Origin of the sequence: Pseudomonas solani (assembly GCF_026072635.1) — a bacterium.
GTDB lineage: Bacteria > Pseudomonadota > Gammaproteobacteria > Pseudomonadales > Pseudomonadaceae > Metapseudomonas > Metapseudomonas solani.
Genome location: NZ_AP023081.1, coordinates 6,313,511 through 6,330,534 on the forward strand (window position 1 = coordinate 6,313,511; position 17,024 = coordinate 6,330,534).

General features: G+C 67.8%; 14 protein-coding genes and 1 riboswitch. Of the genes, 8 read left to right on the forward strand and 6 right to left on the reverse strand.

Features of this window, described 5'->3' with window-relative positions; translation table 11 throughout:
• Positions 1 to 58 precede the first annotated feature (58 nt).
• Positions 59 to 397 (forward strand): hypothetical protein, encoded by a 339-nt coding sequence (locus tag PSm6_RS28560; RefSeq protein WP_021218070.1) that lies wholly within the window; start codon positions 59 to 61, stop codon positions 395 to 397.
• Between the two features lie 41 nt (positions 398 to 438).
• Here the strand turns inward: PSm6_RS28560 and PSm6_RS28565 are convergent, their stop codons facing one another.
• From PSm6_RS28565 to PSm6_RS28585, 5 genes are all read right to left on the reverse strand, one after another.
• Positions 439 to 885: an aldo/keto reductase gene (locus tag PSm6_RS28565; RefSeq protein ID WP_021218071.1), complete on the reverse strand. Its 447-nt coding sequence runs from the start codon at positions 883 to 885 to the stop codon at positions 439 to 441.
• Between the two features lie 646 nt (positions 886 to 1,531).
• Positions 1,532 to 3,481, reverse strand: a complete 1,950-nt coding sequence (lapD, locus tag PSm6_RS28570; RefSeq protein ID WP_021218072.1) for a cyclic di-GMP receptor LapD — start codon at positions 3,479 to 3,481, stop codon at positions 1,532 to 1,534.
• Between the two features lie 10 nt (positions 3,482 to 3,491).
• Complete coding sequence (gene lapG, locus PSm6_RS28575; RefSeq protein WP_307735125.1) at positions 3,492 to 4,124, reverse strand: cysteine protease LapG; 633 nt, start codon at positions 4,122 to 4,124, stop codon at positions 3,492 to 3,494.
• Between the two features lie 484 nt (positions 4,125 to 4,608).
• Complete coding sequence (locus tag PSm6_RS28580) at positions 4,609 to 4,854, reverse strand: DUF1145 domain-containing protein (protein ID WP_021218074.1); 246 nt, start codon at positions 4,852 to 4,854, stop codon at positions 4,609 to 4,611.
• Between the two features lie 123 nt (positions 4,855 to 4,977).
• Entirely contained in the window at positions 4,978 to 6,765 is a 1,788-nt protein-coding gene (locus PSm6_RS28585; protein WP_265168996.1) for an alkyl/aryl-sulfatase, read from the reverse strand.
• A 96-nt stretch (positions 6,766 to 6,861) separates the two neighbouring features.
• On the opposite strand from PSm6_RS28585, the gene PSm6_RS28590 reads away from it, so the two are divergent.
• On the forward strand, positions 6,862 to 7,767 hold the full coding sequence (locus PSm6_RS28590) for a LysR family transcriptional regulator (protein WP_265168997.1): 906 nt from the start codon (positions 6,862 to 6,864) through the stop codon (positions 7,765 to 7,767).
• Between the two features lie 128 nt (positions 7,768 to 7,895).
• Here PSm6_RS28590 and PSm6_RS28595 read toward each other — a convergent pair whose 3' ends face one another.
• Positions 7,896 to 8,432 (reverse strand): hypothetical protein, encoded by a 537-nt coding sequence (locus PSm6_RS28595; protein WP_265168998.1) that lies wholly within the window; start codon positions 8,430 to 8,432, stop codon positions 7,896 to 7,898.
• A gap of 320 nt (positions 8,433 to 8,752) precedes the next feature.
• Positions 8,753 to 8,852, forward strand: a riboswitch (guanidine-I (ykkC/yxkD leader).
• Between the two features lie 66 nt (positions 8,853 to 8,918).
• Here PSm6_RS28595 and PSm6_RS28600 point away from each other — a divergent pair.
• The 6 genes from PSm6_RS28600 (at position 8,919) to uca (ending at position 16,994) form a co-directional block, all read left to right on the forward strand.
• Positions 8,919 to 9,986 (forward strand): putative urea ABC transporter substrate-binding protein, encoded by a 1,068-nt coding sequence (locus PSm6_RS28600; RefSeq protein ID WP_021218078.1) that lies wholly within the window; start codon positions 8,919 to 8,921, stop codon positions 9,984 to 9,986.
• A gap of 104 nt (positions 9,987 to 10,090) precedes the next feature.
• The gene (locus PSm6_RS28605) at positions 10,091 to 10,906 is read left to right on the forward strand and encodes an ABC transporter permease (RefSeq protein ID WP_021218079.1); all 816 of its coding nucleotides are present in this window, start codon (positions 10,091 to 10,093) and stop codon (positions 10,904 to 10,906) included.
• Positions 10,903 to 11,703, forward strand: coding sequence for an ABC transporter ATP-binding protein (locus tag PSm6_RS28610; RefSeq protein WP_021218080.1), 801 nt, complete (start codon positions 10,903 to 10,905; stop codon positions 11,701 to 11,703). The genes PSm6_RS28605 and PSm6_RS28610 overlap by 4 nt, the downstream gene beginning before the upstream one ends.
• A 13-nt stretch (positions 11,704 to 11,716) precedes the next feature.
• On the forward strand, positions 11,717 to 12,445 hold the full coding sequence (locus PSm6_RS28615) for an urea amidolyase associated protein UAAP1 (RefSeq protein ID WP_021218081.1): 729 nt from the start codon (positions 11,717 to 11,719) through the stop codon (positions 12,443 to 12,445).
• A 10-nt stretch (positions 12,446 to 12,455) separates the two neighbouring features.
• Positions 12,456 to 13,091: an urea amidolyase associated protein UAAP2 gene (locus PSm6_RS28620; protein WP_021218082.1), complete on the forward strand. Its 636-nt coding sequence runs from the start codon at positions 12,456 to 12,458 to the stop codon at positions 13,089 to 13,091.
• Positions 13,092 to 13,352: 261 nt separating this feature from the next.
• Entirely contained in the window at positions 13,353 to 16,994 is a 3,642-nt protein-coding gene (uca, locus tag PSm6_RS28625; RefSeq protein ID WP_265168999.1) for an urea carboxylase, read from the forward strand.
• Positions 16,995 to 17,024 lie beyond the last annotated feature (30 nt).

Consider the following 17,024-nt stretch of genomic DNA (forward strand, 5'->3'; position numbering starts at 1 on the left):
TGGCCTGCGCGTGTAGATTGGCGCAGGTCTTTTCATGTCCTCAGAAAGGGGGTACCCCATGCTTTACGTTCAGCAAGACGACCAGGGTCAACTGGTGCGCGTGGAAGCGGCAGAGTTCGAAGGCTTCACCGGCATGCTCCCCGCCGATGACCAGCTCGTGCTCGCCTGGTATTCCAACCAGACCGTCGAAGCCAGCCTGATGCAGCTCAAGCAGAGCGACCAGGAAATGATCCGGGTACTGGAAGACCTCATCGGCCTGCTGATGACCAAGGGCGTGATCCGCATCACCGACCTGCCCCAGGCCGCGCAATCCAAGCTGCTCAGCCGTAACCAGGCACGCGAGGCCCTCGGCGGCCTGAACCGCCTGATCAACGACGAGGAGTCAGGCGTCATCTGACCCGGCCCCTGCCTCCCCCTTTGCCGCCGCTGCGCCGGGCCCTACACCGGCAACGGCACATCCGCGCCCACCAGCCCCTCTTCCTGTAGTGCCAGCCAGAACGCCCGAGGCACCTCGGCCTGCAGTTGCGCCATGTACTGCGCCGGGCGTACCGGTGTCGCGGTGCCGGGAATCACCGACAGCACCGCCGGGTTGGCCAGGCAGAACTGCAACGCCGCTGCCCGCGAGTCGATACCAAAGCGCTCGCACAGCGCCATCAGGCGCTGCGCCCGGCTATTCACCTCCGCCGGGATGCGGTCGTACTCGTAGTGATCGCCCCCGGCCAGCACACCGGAATTGAACGGCCCACCGACGACGATGCCCACGCCGCGCGCTAGGCAGGCGGGAAACAGCGTCTCCAGCGCCTCGCGGTGGTCCAGCAGGCTGTAGCGCCCGGCCAGCAGGAACAGGTCCGGGTCGGCCTGTTCTTCAGCCACGGGGCGGAACATGTGGCTCTGTCTGCGTTAGCTGTTGAGGTTTAAAGCAAACGGTTAAGCACGGTGGTTTCCGAGCATTTATGGACTTCTGCCACGTCCACCGCATGGGTTTCGCTCCGCTCTACCCATCCTACGAAGGTCCGTGCGCACCAAGTGGTGATGCGCTGGGCGAAGAAAGTTGGAGCAGCCACCAAACGCCCCTTCCCAGAAGGCCGAGTGAATCGTCGTGTAAGGGGTTGAGCGACATGGATGTCGCGAGAGCCGCGATGGGCCAGGGATGGCCCTTCGCGGCGTGCCCCTGGAGCGATGATGGAGCGAGGGAAGTCTGGCGAAGCCAGACCCGCATGGAGGGGCAAGCCCTTTTGGTTCCTTTTAAGTGGTTCGGCATTCCGACGATTGTCAAAAGGGACTCGCCCGGGGGGGCGAAACCAGAAGCCCCACCAAACCTCGGCAACCAGCTGGGCTCAGATCCTCTAGCAACACTTAAGCCGAACATATTGCCGAGCGGTGCGCCGCCCAGCCCGATACTCGGCAGGTGGATGCCCATGGAGCCTCCTGAAGTCCGTGTTCTGGCGTACTTCAGGGGACCGGGCAAAGCGCGGGATGGTTCAAGGCAGCGGCCGGAAGGCGGGGCCGTGGCGCCCGCCTCCGCCCGGGATCAACGCCAGGGAGCGGGAGCGCCGAACAGCTGGCCCTGGGCACCCTGGATGCCCATTTCCTGCAGCACCCGCAGCTCGCCCTCGGTCTCGACGCGCTCGGCGATCAGCGGCAGGTCGATACTGTGGGCCGCGCGCTGCATGGCCTCGATGAACAGGCGCTTGTCGTTCTCGGTGTCGATGGCGCGGATGTGGCTGCCATCCACCTTCAGGTAGGCCAGGCCCAGGCGCGCCAGGTTGCCGATCATGCTGAAGCGACCGCCGAAGTGCTGCAGGCTGAGGGCGAAACCCAGCTCGCGCAGGCGCCGGGTCAGGCTCTCCAGCACCGCCTGCTCGGGCAACTGGTCTTCCTCCAGTTCCAGGGTCAGGCGCGGGCCCAGTTGCGGATGCTGACGCAGCAGGTCGAGGGCACGGTTCAGCGCCTTCTCGTCACGCAGCAGCGCGCCGGACAGGTTCAGCGCCAGGGGCTGGTCGTGGCCGGCCATCTGCGCCAGCACCAGTTCCAGCATCACCAGGTCGAGGCGCGTGGACCAGCCGAAGCGCTCCAGCCAGGGCAGGAAACGCCCGGCGGGGATGCTCTCGCCCTGCTCGTCCGGCAGGCGCGACAGCACCTTGTAATGCAACACCCGCGTGGGGTCGCGACTGGCCACCACCGGCTGGAAGAACAGCTGGAAGCGCCCCTGGGCCAGGGCTTTGTCCAGCAAGGCGTGCCAGGCGTGACGGTCATCGCCGACGTTGCCGGCGCGGGTCTGCTCGATGCACGCCCAGGCGCGGTCGGCCTGGCGCTCGGCCTGGGCCAGGGCCTCGTCGGCGAGCATCATCAGGTCCTGCTGCGACTCGCCCGGGGCGAAGGGCACCAGGCCGATATGGGCCACGGGATGGGTGTCGGTGGCACCGGTGCTGGCCAGGCTACCCAGGGCGCCATCGAGGCGGGTGGCCAGTTGCTCGGCCTCCTCGCGCACCAGGCCCGGCGCCAGCAGGATGAACTCGCCACCGCGGCTGCGCGCCAGCAACTGGCCGGCGCCCTGCCCCGCGCTGTTGCGCGCGAGCTGCTCGGCCACGGCCTTGAGCAACTGGTCGGTGCGCTGGCCACCCAGGCGCTGGTTGAGGCCGGCCAGGTCGTTGACCCGCAACAGCAGCAGGTAGCCGCTGCTGGCCTGGTCCTCGGCACTCAGGCGGGCACTGAGCTGCATCTCGAAGTAACGGCGGTTACCCAGGCCGGTGAGGCTGTCCTGGTAGGCCTCGTCGCGCAGGCGCTCGCTGCGCTCGGCCTGCTCCTGGAACAGCGCCTTGAGCTTCTCCACCATCTGGTTCATCGCCTGCACCACGCGGCGCAGCTCGGGGGTGCGCGGCAACTGCGGCAGGCTGAGGAATTCGCGACGGGCGATGGCGTGGGACTGCTCCACCATGTAGTCCAGCGGGCGCAGCTGGCGGCGCAGCAGCACGGCGCCGAGGCCAGCGCTGACCAGGCCGCACAGGGCCAGCCAGCCGAGGCTGCCGAGGGCGCTCTGCCACAGCTTGGCGATGGCGAACATCGGGTGGCTCTGCACCTCGACCCGCGCGGCCTGGGTCCAGCCACGGCTGACGATGGCATCGCCGCCGGCCGACTCCAGGCCGATCAGCGACACGAACCACTGCGGCACCTGGGCCGCCACCGCGTCGGGCACGCCGGTGCGCTCCACGATCACCTTGCCGGTGGCCATGTCGATCACACGGATGCGCTCGAAGTAGCCGCTGTCGAAGATCGAACTGACCATCAGCTCGACCATCGCCGCATCGTCGATGTGCGGCGTCAGCGACAGGCCCAGGGCCGTCGCCGCGTCCTGGGCATGGGAACGCAACTGGTTGACGTACTGCTCGCGCGAGCTTTCCAGGCTGACCATGAAGCTGCCGCTGAAGGCGACGACCAGGAACAGGCAGATGGCGATCAACAGCTGTTTGAACAGGGACATCTCGACTCCGCTATTCGCTCGTGGGAAAGCCTTCGGCTTTCATCTTTTTCAACAGGTCCTGCCAGCGGGACAGACGCTTGGCGTCGCCCACCTTCTTGCCGCCGCCCTGGTTGGTCAGCCACAGGCCCTCACCGTTGAAGGCGTAGACCGGCAACAGGTCACTGCGCTGGGACGCCGGCAGGATGCTGCCGATCAGGTTGTCCAGCACCAGGGGTACCGCGTCGGGTTTCTCGTAATAGGTCAGCACCATGTGCGCCTGGTTCAGGCGCAGTGCCTTGACGTAGGTGATGCGCAGCTTCTCCGCCGGCACCCCCAGGTGACGCAGGCTGATGTACTTGGCGATGGCGTAGTCCTCGCAATCGCCCGCCCCGCGGCGCAACGCCTCCACCGGTGTCGCCCAGTAATCCACCTGGTTCCACAGGGCGAGGTCATCGGTGAAACGCAGCTTGGCGTTGAAGAAGCGATTGACCTCCTTCAACTGCTCCGCCTCGCTGGCGCCCACCTGGCTGGCCAGCAGGCGCTGCCAGTCATCGATGCGCTGCTTGCCATCGCCCAGGGGGCCATAGAGGGATTCGGCGCGACGGCTGATCAGGGTGAAATCCCAATCCGCCTGCAGGGCACCGGCCAGCAAGGCGAACAGCAACAGCAGCGCCGGGCCTATAACGCCCGGCCTACCCGTGCTTCGCCATTTGCCGATACTGCTGAGCAAAATCCGATTTCCTGCCAATGGAACCGCCGGGCGGCCCCGATAACGAGGCGCGAATGGTGCGGGCTGGCAGCAGAAAAAACAATGGCACAGTGCCCCTATCCGACCTGCGCCGTGGGCAAGGCCATGCGGGTTTCAGTGCCATCGGAAAACAGGGAGCCCCCGTAGGTTGGGCTGAGGTACGAAGCCCAACGCAGCAAGGCCGAGCATCGCACCGTTGGGCCTCGCTGCGCTCGGCGCCAACCTACGGCGCCATGCCCAACCCAATCACCGTGCCGGTGTAGGTCGGGTGCAACCCGACAGGGGTTTCGCACAACAACATCGCGGGTTTCACCCGCCCTACCGCCGCACTCCACCGACGGTGGCGGCGGGAGCACCCAGGCGTAGCCCGGGCTTCAGCCCGGGAACGGTGGAGGCAGGATCAGCGCAGCCCGCGCAGATGGAGGAAGCCGAACAGCAGCACCTGGGTGCGCTCCAGCCAGGGGAAGGGACGGGCCTTGAGCTTGCGGTTGAACAGCGCGGCCTCGGCCACGTGGACCAGCAGCATCACACCGGCCACCAGCAGCAGGGGGCGGTGCAGGGGCTCGCCGAAGGGGTAGACGATATTGAGGATCGCCACCAGCCAGAACATGGCCAGGGCGCCCTTGGCGAACGACAGGACGTGCATAGGGGTTCTCCATTGCAAGGTTGAGCCTTGCAGTGTGCCGTCTCCGGCCGCGCGCGCCTTCCGCACTTTCGTTTGGCCGGCGCGCGCGACGGTGGGTCAGCCCGCCTGCGCGCTCGGGGTGGGTCAGCGCACCGTCAGGGCGATGGGGGCGTCCTCGAAGTCGAAGCAACCGAGGAAGGTCTTGATGTCCAGCAGGTTGCCGTCCACCTTCACGTCGCCCAGCAGCGCGCCCTTGAGCAGGCCGTTCTCGCCGCTGATCACGGTGTCGAGGTAGGTCTTGTCGAAGGTCAGCTTCAACGTGGTGCCCTCGGGGATGCCCGGGTGCATCTCCACCACGCCGCGGCGTATCTCCAGCGCCCACTGCTCGTTGATATCGGGGAAGACGAAGCCCAGGGTGAGGTTCACGTCGGCGCTCTTCTCCGGATCGATGCGGGTGACCCAGTTCTGCAGGAAGATCCGCGCCGGCAGGTTCTTCAGCATGTCCGGCGAGAGGAAGGCGTTGCGCAGCCCCTGGGACAGCTGCAGCGCGGCATCGCCCTCGAGCTTGCCTTCCAGCTCCATGGCGCTCATCAGGTACCAGTTGCGCCAGTTGATGTTCATGCTGGCGTAGCCCAGGCGGCGGAAGCTGCGGGCCTTGATGTCGCGAGCCAACTTGTCGTCGTGGTCGACGCGGATGGCGTAGCTGGCCAGCTCGGCCGCCCATTGCCAGTCCCCCTTGAGGTAGGCGTCGCCGGCGGCCAGCAGCAGCTTGTCACGCCCACCCATGAGGGCGATCAGGCGCTTGGCCTTCTCCGCCGGCGGCGTCGGGTCGAGGTCCACCGGGTCGCCCTGGAACCAGCCCAGGTAGCCCTGGTAGATCTGCCGCACGCTGTGCTTCACGGTGCCGTAGTACTCGCGCAGGTAGGGCGTGTAACCGGCCAGGTGCGGCGGCAGCTTGACCTTCTCCACCAACTCGTCGGGGGTCAGGCCCTTGTTCATCCAGCGCACGGTCTGATCGTGGATGTAGGCGATGGCGTCGCGGGTCATGCGCAGCACCTCTTCCACCTTGTCGCGGCCGGACACCGGCTGGCCGTGCAGCGGCACCATGTAGTCGGCCTTGAAGGCACGCAGCTTGTCGAGGCTCTGCACCCACACCCCCGGGTCGCGGAACTTGGTGCCGCGCAGGGTGTGGACGTTGGGCAGGGTCGGCCCCTGGGTCACCTCGGCGCTGATCAGCACGCGGTTGTCCGGCAGGTAGAGGACGATCTCGTCCGGCGCCTCGCTGGGCACATGGAGGAACTGCACCTTCAGCCCGGCGATGGTGGTATCCAGGGCTTCCTTGAAGGTGACGGTCGGCGCGATGAAGGTGGAGGCGCCGGGATGGGCCAGCGGGCCGAGGCCGGCGTTCATGTCGCGCTTGTCGCTGTCCGGCAGGGCCGCGCCGAAGCTGTAGCCCGAGCGCATGCCGAGGATCGGACCCACCAGCGCGCCCTGGGTCACCACGTTGTCCAGCAGGGTTTCCTGGGCGTAGATCTGCACCTCGCCGCGCTTCACCTGCTCCTCGCTGACGAAGCCCTTCACGCCGTTGATGTGGTCCGGGTGGAAGTGGGTGTAGACGATGGCCTTGATCGGCTTGGCGCTGATCTTGCGGAACTCCGCCAGCACCTTGCGCGACTGCTCGGCGGACTCGCCCGTGTCGACGATGATCAGCCCTTCCGGCGCCTCGATCATCACGCTGTTGGCCAGGTTCCAGCCCACCGCCGACCAGACGTTGTCGGCGATCTTGTAGACCTTCTCGTCAAAGTGCCGGGTGTGCTCGGCAAGCTCGGCGTTGATGCTCGGCTCCAAAGTCTCGTCGGGCAGCGCGGCGTCGGCGCCGAATGGCAGGGCGGCGGCCAGCAGCAGGCCGCCGAAGCGGGTGGTGATGCGCATGATGTCGGCTCGTTGTTGTTATGGGAGCAGACAGGCTGGCAGGCGCCGATCAATAATTCCAATGCATTCCTCTGCCGAAATCGATGCGGGATACGCATGAACGACCTACGCCAGCTCCGCCACTTCGTCGCCCTCGCCGAACACGGCCACTTCGCCCGCGCGGCCGAGGCGGTCAACCTCAGCCAGCCGGCCCTGAGCCGCAGCATCCAGGCCCTGGAGGCCAGCCTCGGTTGCAGCCTGCTGGACCGCGGCCCCCGGCAGATCACCCTCACCGCCCATGGCCGCCTGGTGCTGGAACACGCCCGGCGCCTGCTGGACGGCCGCCGCGCCCTGCACAGCGCCGTGGCCCAACTGGAGAACCTCGACAGCGGCGAACTGCGCCTGGGTGCCGGCCCCTACCCCGCCGCGCGCCTGGTGCCCCGCACGCTGGGCCGCTTCGCCGGGGCCCACCCGGGCGTGCAGGTGCAGTTGCGCATCGAGGATTGGCACAGCCTGCGCAGCCAATTGCTGGGGGACGCCATCGAGCTGTTCGTGGCGGACGTACGCGAGTTCGAAGGCGACCCGCTGCTGCACATCACGCCCCTGCGCCGCCACGCCGGCACCCTCTTCTGCCGCCCCAGCCACCCGCTGCTGCAACGACCCCGCCTGCGGGTCGAGGACCTGGCCGTCTACCCGCTGGCCGGCACCCAGCTGCCCGTCGAGGTGGCGCGCACCCTCGGCGCGTTGAACAACAAGGCGCAACCGCTGGGCATCGAGTGCGACAACTTCATGGTGCTCAAGGCCCTGGTGGCCGACAGCGAGGTGATCAGCATGGCGCCCTGGGACGTACTGGCCGAAGACGTCGCGGCCGGCCGCCTGGCGGTGCTGCTGCCGGTGGACAACCTCGACGCCCGCTCGGCCTATGGCATCGTCAGCCACGCCGGGCGCAGCCTGTCACCGGCTGCGCGGGCGATGGTGGAGTACTTGCTGGAAGAAGACGCCCAACCCATTACCGGCTACTGACAACTATCTGCGTTGCCATCGCTGCGTTGAAAACAGGCTCAAGAGGCTCATTTACGGCGCGTAAACTCCGCTCTCTCGCCCGTTTTCGCCTTGCGCTGGCTTCCTCGCCTAGGTTTCAGTGCTCTGCTTTAGCGACGGTTCTGCTGCGACCAGTCACTGCGGTGCGGGCGGATGGGGTTTTCGTGGGGGCGCACCTGGTAGGCCGGCGGCACAGCGTAGCTGGGGCGACCGCCGCCCTGGTTCCAGCCCTGTTGCGGCGGGCGGTTGCCGCCCCAGTTCTGCAGGCGCGGGGTGTAGTCGTGGCGACGCTCGTTCCAGTCCGGGCGCGGCGGGTTGCGGTTGTCCCAACGCCGCGAGTCGTGCCGGTTGTCATGGCGATCGTCGTGGCGGTCGTAGCGATGGTCGTTGCGCCCGTCGTAGCGGCGGTCATTGCGCGGCGGCTGGTAGGGCTGCGGGCGCACCTGGTAGTAGCGCTGCGGCTGGTAGATGCGCTCGGTCCGGTAGTAATAGGTCGGGGAACCCTGGTAATAGGCCGGCTGCTGCACGACATAGCCACCGCCGCCATAGCTGCGCGGGTAGCCACGGTAATCGTCGTCATAGTCGTAGACGGCACAACCACCCAGGGACAGGCCCAGTACTGCGATCAACATCGTTCGATAGGACATGGCGGCCTCCTTCGACCGCTGGGACGGCGCCAACGAATGTCGGCACCCGGGATTTCTCCCACAATCTTCGACACCGTTTCACACGGCCGGTGTGCATCCCTCCGTCGGCAAAATCCATTTCCAGTTATTACCGCGCACCAGCATGAAGCGCCCCGCCCCAGAGACGGGCACGCCCCGCCCCTTTACAGCGCTGGCATTCACTCCGCCCTGCCCCACAACGCCCGCCGCCAGCGGCTCGCGCCGGGTTGGCACGGCCTTCGCTAAGGATCAGGCGTGCAGGAGCAACCCGGTGGAAGCCGGGGTCCGCGGCACCACAACTTGCAATGGCTGGCTAGGGTTCCGGCTCGCGAAAGCGGGTGGCTGGTCCGAGAGCCGGCGACCTCCTCCGAGGTTACACGGCGGGACAAAAGCCCGGGAGAACGCGCCCCTGCATGCAGGGAAGTGCCGCGACGCTCCCGCTGTCCCTAACCGAACTGGAGGTCATCCATGCGCAAGCCCCGTCTGTTCGCCGTACTCGCTGCCGGCCTAGCCGCCGCCATCAGCTTCAACTCCAACGCAGCGCAGAAGGACAGCTTCAACGTCTGCTGGACCATCTATGCCGGCTGGATGCCATGGGAATACGGTGCCACCCAGGGCATCGTCGACAAATGGGCGAAGAAGTACGGGATCGACATCCAGGTCACCCAGCTCAACGACTACGTCGAGTCGATCAACCAGTACACCGCCGGCCAGTTCGACGGCTGCACCATGACCAACATGGACGCCCTGACCATCCCCGCTGCCGGCGGCGTGGACAGCACCGCGCTGATCGTCAGCGACTTCTCCAATGGCAACGACGGCATCGTGCTCAAGGGTGAAGGCAAGACCCTCGGCGACCTCAAGGGCCTGCCGGTGAACCTGGTGGAGCTGTCCGTCTCCCACTACCTGCTGGCCCGCGCCCTGGAGCGCGCCCACCTGGCCGAGAAGGACGTGCAGGTGGTGAACACCTCCGATGCCGATATCGCCGCCGCCTTCGACACCGACGAAGTGCAGGCGGTAACCACCTGGAACCCGATGCTCGCCGAGATCAAGGCCAAGCCCGGCACCAGCCTGGTGTTCGACTCCAGCAAGGTGCCCGGCGAGATCATGGACATGATGGTGGTGAACACCGAGACCCTGAAGGACAACCCGGCCCTGGGCAAGGCGCTGACCGGTGCCTGGTTCGAGATCGTCGCGCTGATGAAGGCCGGCAGCGCCGAGAGCACCGCCGCACTGACGCACATGGCCAAGGCCTCGGGCACAGACCTGGCCGGTTACCAGGCCCAGCTGGACGCCACCCGCCTGTTCGCCACACCGGCCGAGGCCCTGGAGTTCGTCACCAGCCCGAAGCTGCCGGCGACCATGGATAAGGTGGCCACCTTCTCCTTCGCCCACGGCCTGCTGGGTGAAGGCGCCAAGGATGCCCACGCGGTGGGCATGAGCTTCGCCAAGGGCGTGGTCACCGGCGACAAGGCCAACGTCAAGCTGCGCTTCGACCCGACCTACGTGCAGATGGCCGCGGAAGGGAAGCTCTGACCGCCGACACGGTTCCGTAGGTTGGTGCCAAGCGCAGCGCGGCCCAACGTTGGGCCTCGTTCCTCGGCACCAACCTACCCGCCCCCTATCACCGAGACCTCGCCATGCGCCTGATCAACCGCCACCCGGACCGTGCAGGAAGGCTGCTGCTGATCCTGCTGCCCTTCGCCCTGCTGCTGTTCGCCTACTTCACCGGGTCGGCGGCGCGGCTCACGGAAAACCCCAACGACAAGCTGCTGCCCAGCGCCACGCAGATGGTCGACGCGGTGCAACGCCTGGCCTTCACCGAAGACAAGCGCAGCGGCCAATACCTGTTCTGGCAGGACAGCGCCTCCAGCCTCAAGCGCCTGGCCATCGGCCTCGCCGTCGCCGCCCTGCTGGGCCTGTGCCTGGGCATCGCCGCCGGCACCCTGCCGCTGTTCAGCGCGCCGCTGTCGCCGCTGCTCACGGTGCTGTCGATGGTGCCGCCGCTGGCGATCCTGCCGATCCTGTTCATCGTCTTCGGCCTCGGCGAGCTGTCCAAGGTGATGCTGATCGTCATCGGCATCACCCCGGTGCTCGCCCGCGACCTGGAGCAGCGCGCCCGGGAGATCCCCCGCGAACTGCTGATCAAGGCGCAGACCCTGGGCGCCAACACCTGGACCCTGATCCTGCGCGTGGTGCTGCCGCAGCTGCTGCCGCGCCTGCTCATCTCCCTGCGCCTGGTGCTGGGCTCGGCCTGGCTGTTCCTCATCGCGGCCGAAGCCATCGCCTCCACCGACGGCCTCGGCTACCGCATCTTCCTGGTCCGCCGCTACCTGGCCATGGACGTGATCCTGCCCTACGTGGTGTGGATCACCCTGCTCGCCTGGCTGATGGACCTGGGCCTGCGCCAGCTCACCCGCCTGGCCTTCCCCTGGTACGAAGGAGCCAAGGCATGAGCGCCTTCATCGAAGTGAAAAACCTGTGGCAGGAATACGGCGACCAGGTGGTGCTGGAGAACCTCAGCCTGAGCGTCGCCGAAGGCGAGTTCTGCACCCTGGTCGGTGCCTCGGGCTGCGGCAAGTCCACCTTCCTGCGCATGCTGCTGGGCCAGGAAACGCCCAGCCGCGGCCAGCTGCTGCTGGACGGCCAGCCCCTGGTGGCCGAGCCCGACGCCAGCCGCGGCGTGGTGTTCCAGCGCTACTCGGTGTTCCCCCACCTCTCGGTGCTGGACAACGTCGCCCTCGGCCTGGAGCTGCCCCGCGCGCCGCTGTTCGGCCGCCTGTTCGGCGGTGCCCGTCGCGCCGCCCGCGAACAGGCCGCCGTGATGCTGGAGAAGGTCGGCCTCGGCCACGCCCTGGACAAGTACCCCGCGCAGCTTTCCGGCGGCATGCAGCAGCGCCTGGCCATCGCCCAGGCCCTGGTGATGAAGCCCCGCGTGCTGCTGCTGGACGAACCCTTCGGCGCCCTCGACCCGGGCATCCGCAAGGACATGCACGAGCTGCTGCTGGGCCTGTGGCAGGAAACCCGGCTGACCGTGTTCATGGTCACCCACGACCTGGCCGAAGGCTTCACCCTCGGCACCCGGCTGATGGTCTTCGACAAGGTCCGCCATGACCCGCAGGCGCCCGGCGCCTATGGCGCGCGCATCACCTACGACATCCCCCTGAACAGCGACCGCCGCGCCGCGCGCGCCGCCGTCGAAGCCCTGCCGGAGCGCGTCACCCGTGCCCTGCAGCCCGCCCCGGCCCATTGAAAGGAGCCCGCCCATGACCGCACCCCTGGCCCTGCGCCCCACCCTTTATGAAGAAACCGTCCCCGGCGGCGGCCACACCTCCTTCGTCCTCAAGCGCGGCCAGCTGCTGCGCATCAGCGACATCGAGGGCGGCGCCAACGTCAGCCTGCTGCTGTTCAACGCCGCCGAGAAAAGCGAGCGCCTGAACCTGCCGGACAGCCTCAAGTGCCAGCACACCGCCAAGCTCACCGCCGGCCACTGCCTGTACTCGGACATGGGCCGCGTGCTCGCCGCCATCACCGCCGACAGCTGCGGCTGGCACGACAGCTTCGGCGGCGTACTCAGCGCCAATGAAGTGCAGGAGAAATACGGCGCCGGCCGCTACCAGGAACTGCGCAACGGCTTCTTCCGCAACGGCGTCGACAACCTGCTGGTGGAGATGGGCAAGTGGGACCTGAACCTGCAGGACCTGCTCATGTGCCTGAACCTGTTCAGCAAGGTCACGGTGGACGCCGACGGCTGCTTCCACTTCCAGCCCGGCCACTCGAAAGCCGGCGACTACGTCGAGCTCTACGCGCCGATGGACAGCCTGGTGGTGCTCACCGCCCTGCAGCACCCCATGGACCCCGACCCCGTCTACGCCCCGAAGCCGGTGAACCTGAGCTGGCACAAGGTCGAGAGCGACGGCATCAGCGTGCTCTGCCGCACCTCGCGCCCGGAAAACGGCCGCGGCTTCCACAACACCGAACGTCTGTACATCTGAGGGCTGCCCGATGAACCCCACTCCCAGCGACAAGCACCCCGAAGCCGCCGTCTACACCGCCGTGATCGCCGCCGGCGAACCCTTCATGACCGAAGTGAAGGCCGGCCAGACCCTGCGCCTGCTCGACCTGGAGGGTAACCAGGCGGTGGACACCCTCTTCTACAGCGCGCGCAACCCCCGCGAGCGCTATGACGTGCAGCGCACCCTGCGCAAGCAGAACCGCGTCTACCTCAGCGCCGGCAGCGTGCTCTATTCGAACCTCGGCAACCCCATGCTGAGCATCAGCGCCGACACCTGCGGCCGCCACGACACCCTCGGCGGCGCCTGCGCCCAGGAAAGCAACACCGTGCGCTACGCCCTGGACACCCGCTACATGCACAGCTGCCGCGACAACTTCCTGCGCGCCAGCCTGCATGACGGCCGCCTGGCCAAGCGCGACATCAGCGCCAACATCAACTTCTTCATGAACGTGCCGGTCACCCCCGAAGGCGGCCTCACCTTCGAGGACGGCATCTCCGCCCCCGGCAAATACGTCGAGCTGGTCGCGCACATGGACATCATCGTCCTCATCTCCAACTGCCCACAGCTGAACAACCCCTGCAACGGCTACAACCCCACCCCGGCGCAGGTGTTGGTATGGGAGTGAAAGAGCAGCTGGAAGCGGGAAGCCGGAGGCAGGAAGCCTTTCGGCGCTGGCTGTTCCGCCTGTGCCAGAGCCGCTCAGGGCAATGCCTGCAAACACCGCCGAAAAAATCGGAGCCGACGCTCTAGCTTCTAGCTTCTAGCTTCTGGCTTCTGGCTTCTGGCTTCCAGCTTCCAGATTCCAGATTCCAACTGATGCTCCGCGGACGACCGTGGCGCAGACCCAATTCCGGCGGGACGGCCCGCCCCCCATGAGGCCGACCTCATGTTCGAGAAATTGCTGATCGCCAACCGCGGCGTTATCGCCTGCCGCATCCTCCGCACCCTGCGCCAGCTCGACGTGCGCGGCGTCGCCGTGTACTCCGAGGCGGACATCGCCAGCCTGCACATCCAGCAGGCCGACGAGGCCCATAGCCTGGGCGAAGGCCCGGCTGCGAACACCTACCTGGTGGTGGAGAAGATCCTCGCCGTGGCCCGCGACAGCGGCGCCCAGGCGATCCACCCCGGCTACGGCTTCCTCTCCGAGAACGCCGCCTTCGCCGAAGCCTGCGAGGCGGCCGGCATCGCCTTCGTCGGGCCGACGCCGCAGCAGTTGCGGGTGTTCGGCCTCAAGCACACCGCCCGCGCCCTGGCCAAGGCCGAGGGGGTGCCGATGCTCGAAGGCACCGAGCTGCTGGAAAGCCTCGACGCGGCGCTGGTGGCCGGTGAACAGGTGGGCTACCCGGTGATGCTCAAGAGCACCGCCGGCGGCGGCGGCATCGGCATGCGCGTGTGCCGCTCGGCCAGTGAGCTGAGCGAGGCCTTCGACGCGGTGAAGCGCCTGGGGCAGAACAACTTCAGCGACGCCGGAGTGTTCATCGAGAAGTACATCCAGCGGGCCCGCCACCTGGAAGTGCAGGTGTTCGGCGACGGCCAGGGCGAGGTGATCGCCCTCGGCGTGCGCGACTGCTCGGTGCAGCGGCGCAACCAGAAGGTGCTGGAGGAAACCCCCGCGCCCAACCTGCCCGCCGGCATGGCCGAGGACCTCTGCGCCGCCGCCATCCAGCTGGCCAAGGCGGTCAGCTACCGCAGCGCCGGCACCGTGGAATTCGTCTACGACAGCGAGGCCGAGCGCTTCTACTTCCTCGAAGTGAACACCCGCCTGCAGGTGGAGCACGGCGTCACCGAACAGGTCTGGGGCGTCGACCTGGTGCGCTGGATGGTCGAGCTGGCCGCCGGCACCCTGCCCCCGCTCGCCGAGCTGGCGAAAGAGCTGCGCCCCAGCGGCCACGCCATCCAGGCGCGCCTCTACGCCGAGGACCCGGGCCGCGACTTCCAGCCCAGCCCCGGCCTGCTCACCGCCGTGCACTTCCCCGAGGCGGACGGTCGCGCCCTGCGCATCGACACCTGGGTGGAAGCCGGCTGCGAGATCCCGCCCTACTTCGACCCGATGATCGCCAAGCTCATCACCTGGGCGCCGACCCGCGACGAGGCCAGCGCTGCCCTCGATCGCGCCCTGGCCGGCTCGCTGCTCTACGGCGTGGAAAGCAACCGCGACTACCTGCGGCAGATCCTGATCGACGCACCCTTCGCCAACGGCCAGCCCTGGACCCGCTGCCTGGAAAACCTCACCTACCGCGCCCACACCTTCGAGGTGCTCGGCGCCGGTACCCAAACCACAGTGCAGGACTACCCCGGCCGCCTCGGCTACTGGGCCGTGGGCGTGCCGCCGTCCGGTCCCATGGACAGCCGCGCGCTGCGCCTGGGCAACCGCCTGCTGGGCAACGAGGAAGGCGCCGCCGCGTTGGAAATCACCATGAGCGGCCCCAGCCTGCGCTTCAACACCGACGCGGTGGTGGCCGTCACCGGCGCGCCGATCCCGCTCACCCTCGACGGTCAACCGCAGCCGCTGAACACCGCGCTGCGGGTTCCCGCCGGCGCCACCCTCACACTCGGCACCATCGCCGGCGCCGGTGCACGCAGCTACCTGTGCCTGCGCGGCGGCCTGCAGCTGCCGGACTACCTGGGCAGCAAGAGCACCTTCACCCTCGGCCAGTTCGGCGGCCATGGCGGCCGTGCCCTGCGCGCCGGCGACGTGCTGCACCTGCTGCACCTGGCCGACCATGCAGCCGGCGCCAGCCTGCCCGCCGAGCTGTGCCCGCCGCTGCCGGCGCTGCGCCGCATCCGGGTGATCTACGGCCCCCACGGCGCGCCCGAATACTTCACCCCGGCCTATATCGAGACCTTCTTCGCCACCGCCTGGGAAGTACACTTCAACTCCAGCCGCACCGGCGTGCGCCTGATCGGCCCGAAGCCGGAATGGGTGCGCGAGAGCGGCGGCGAGGCCGGCCTGCACCCCTCCAACATCCACGACAACCCCTATGCCATAGGCGCGGTGGACTTCACCGGCGACATGCCGGTGATCCTCGGCCCGGACGGCCCCAGCCTCGGCGGTTTCGTCTGCCCGGTGACCATCATCGAAGCCGACCTCTGGCAGCTCGGCCAGCTCAAGGCTGGCGACAAGGTGCGCTTCGAGCCGGTGGATATCACCACGGCGCGGGAACTGGCCCAGGCACGCAACCGCGAATGCACCACCCTCCGTGGGAGCGAATTCATGCGCGATGCGGGTAGCAGCCAAATCGCGGATGAATCCGCTCCTACAAGTACGGCCGAGCTTTCGAGCCCCATCGTCCTCGACCTGGGCCAGGACGCCACACGCCTGGTGGCCCGCCTCTCCGGCGACACCCATCTGCTGCTGGAGATCGGCGCGGCGGAGCTGGACCTGGTGCTGCGCTTCCGCGGCCACGCGCTGATGCAGGCACTGGAGGCCGAGGCGCTGCAAGGCGTCATCGACCTGACCCCCGGCATCCGCTCGCTGCAGGTGCACTACCAGCCGGAGACCCTGCCCCTGGAACGCCTGCTGCAGGTGGTCGCGGGGCTCTGGGACGGCGTCTGCGCCGCCGGCGACCTCGCCGTGCCATCGCGCATCGTCCACCTGCCGCTGTCCTGGGACGACCCGGCCTGCCAGCTGGCCATCGAGAAGTACATGACCACGGTGCGCAAGGACGCGCCCTGGTGCCCGAGCAACCTGGAGTTCATCCGCCGCATCAACGATTTGCCCAACCTCGACGAGGTGCAGCGCACGGTGTTCGACGCCAGCTACCTGGTGATGGGCCTGGGCGACGTCTACCTCGGCGCGCCGGTGGCCACCCCGCTGGACCCGCGCCACCGCCTGGTGACCACCAAGTACAACCCGGCGCGCACCTGGACGGCGGAGAACTCGGTGGGCATCGGCGGCGCCTACATGTGCGTGTATGGCATGGAAGGCCCCGGCGGCTACCAGTTCGTCGGCCGCACCCTGCAGATGTGGAACCGCTACCGCGACGTCGCGGCCTTCGACGGCAAGCCCTGGCTGCTGCGCTTCTTCGACCAGATCCGCTTCTACCCGGTAAGCGCCGATGAGCTGCTGCGCATCCGCCGCGACTTCCCCCTGGGGCGCTTCCCGCTGCGCATCGAGCACAGCGAGCTGCGCCTGGCCGACTACCAGGCCTTCCTCGCCACCGAAGCCGAGGGCATCGCCACCTTCCGCGCCCAGCAGCAGGCGGCCTTCAACGCCGAGCGGGAACGCTGGATCGCCTCCGGCCAGGCGCATTTCGACAGCGAGGAGCTGGCGCCGGACCTGGGCGAAGACGCGCCCCTGGGCGCCGGCCAGCACGCCATCGAAAGCCATATCGCCGGCAACCTCTGGCAGGTGCAGGTGGAGACCGGCGCCAGCGTGAAGGCCGGCGATGTGCTGGTGATCCTGGAGTCGATGAAGATGGAAATCCCCCTCACCGCCCCCCGCGACGGCGTGGTCCGCGAAGTCCGCGTGCAACCCGGTTCCCCGGTGCGCGCCGGGCAGCGGGTGGTGGTGATGGAAGAAGCGTAGGGGCCACACACGGCACGCCCCTCTCCATTT

What these genes read in the sequence shown, in the direction of transcription:
- PSm6_RS28560 (WP_021218070.1), top strand. Translation starts at nt 59, where the DNA reads ATGCTTTACGTTCAGCAAGACGACCAGGGTCAACTGGTGCGCGTGGAA.
- PSm6_RS28565 (WP_021218071.1), bottom strand. Translation starts at nt 885, where the DNA reads ATGTTCCGCCCCGTGGCTGAAGAACAGGCCGACCCGGACCTGTTCCTG.
- lapD (WP_021218072.1), bottom strand. Translation starts at nt 3,481, where the DNA reads ATGTCCCTGTTCAAACAGCTGTTGATCGCCATCTGCCTGTTCCTGGTC.
- PSm6_RS28580 (WP_021218074.1), bottom strand. Translation starts at nt 4,854, where the DNA reads ATGCACGTCCTGTCGTTCGCCAAGGGCGCCCTGGCCATGTTCTGGCTG.
- PSm6_RS28585 (WP_265168996.1), bottom strand. Translation starts at nt 6,765, where the DNA reads ATGCGCATCACCACCCGCTTCGGCGGCCTGCTGCTGGCCGCCGCCCTG.
- PSm6_RS28590 (WP_265168997.1), top strand. Translation starts at nt 6,862, where the DNA reads ATGAACGACCTACGCCAGCTCCGCCACTTCGTCGCCCTCGCCGAACAC.
- PSm6_RS28595 (WP_265168998.1), bottom strand. Translation starts at nt 8,432, where the DNA reads ATGTCCTATCGAACGATGTTGATCGCAGTACTGGGCCTGTCCCTGGGT.
- PSm6_RS28600 (WP_021218078.1), top strand. Translation starts at nt 8,919, where the DNA reads ATGCGCAAGCCCCGTCTGTTCGCCGTACTCGCTGCCGGCCTAGCCGCC.
- PSm6_RS28605 (WP_021218079.1), top strand. Translation starts at nt 10,091, where the DNA reads ATGCGCCTGATCAACCGCCACCCGGACCGTGCAGGAAGGCTGCTGCTG.
- PSm6_RS28610 (WP_021218080.1), top strand. Translation starts at nt 10,903, where the DNA reads ATGAGCGCCTTCATCGAAGTGAAAAACCTGTGGCAGGAATACGGCGAC.
- PSm6_RS28615 (WP_021218081.1), top strand. Translation starts at nt 11,717, where the DNA reads ATGACCGCACCCCTGGCCCTGCGCCCCACCCTTTATGAAGAAACCGTC.
- PSm6_RS28620 (WP_021218082.1), top strand. Translation starts at nt 12,456, where the DNA reads ATGAACCCCACTCCCAGCGACAAGCACCCCGAAGCCGCCGTCTACACC.
- uca (WP_265168999.1), top strand. Translation starts at nt 13,353, where the DNA reads ATGTTCGAGAAATTGCTGATCGCCAACCGCGGCGTTATCGCCTGCCGC.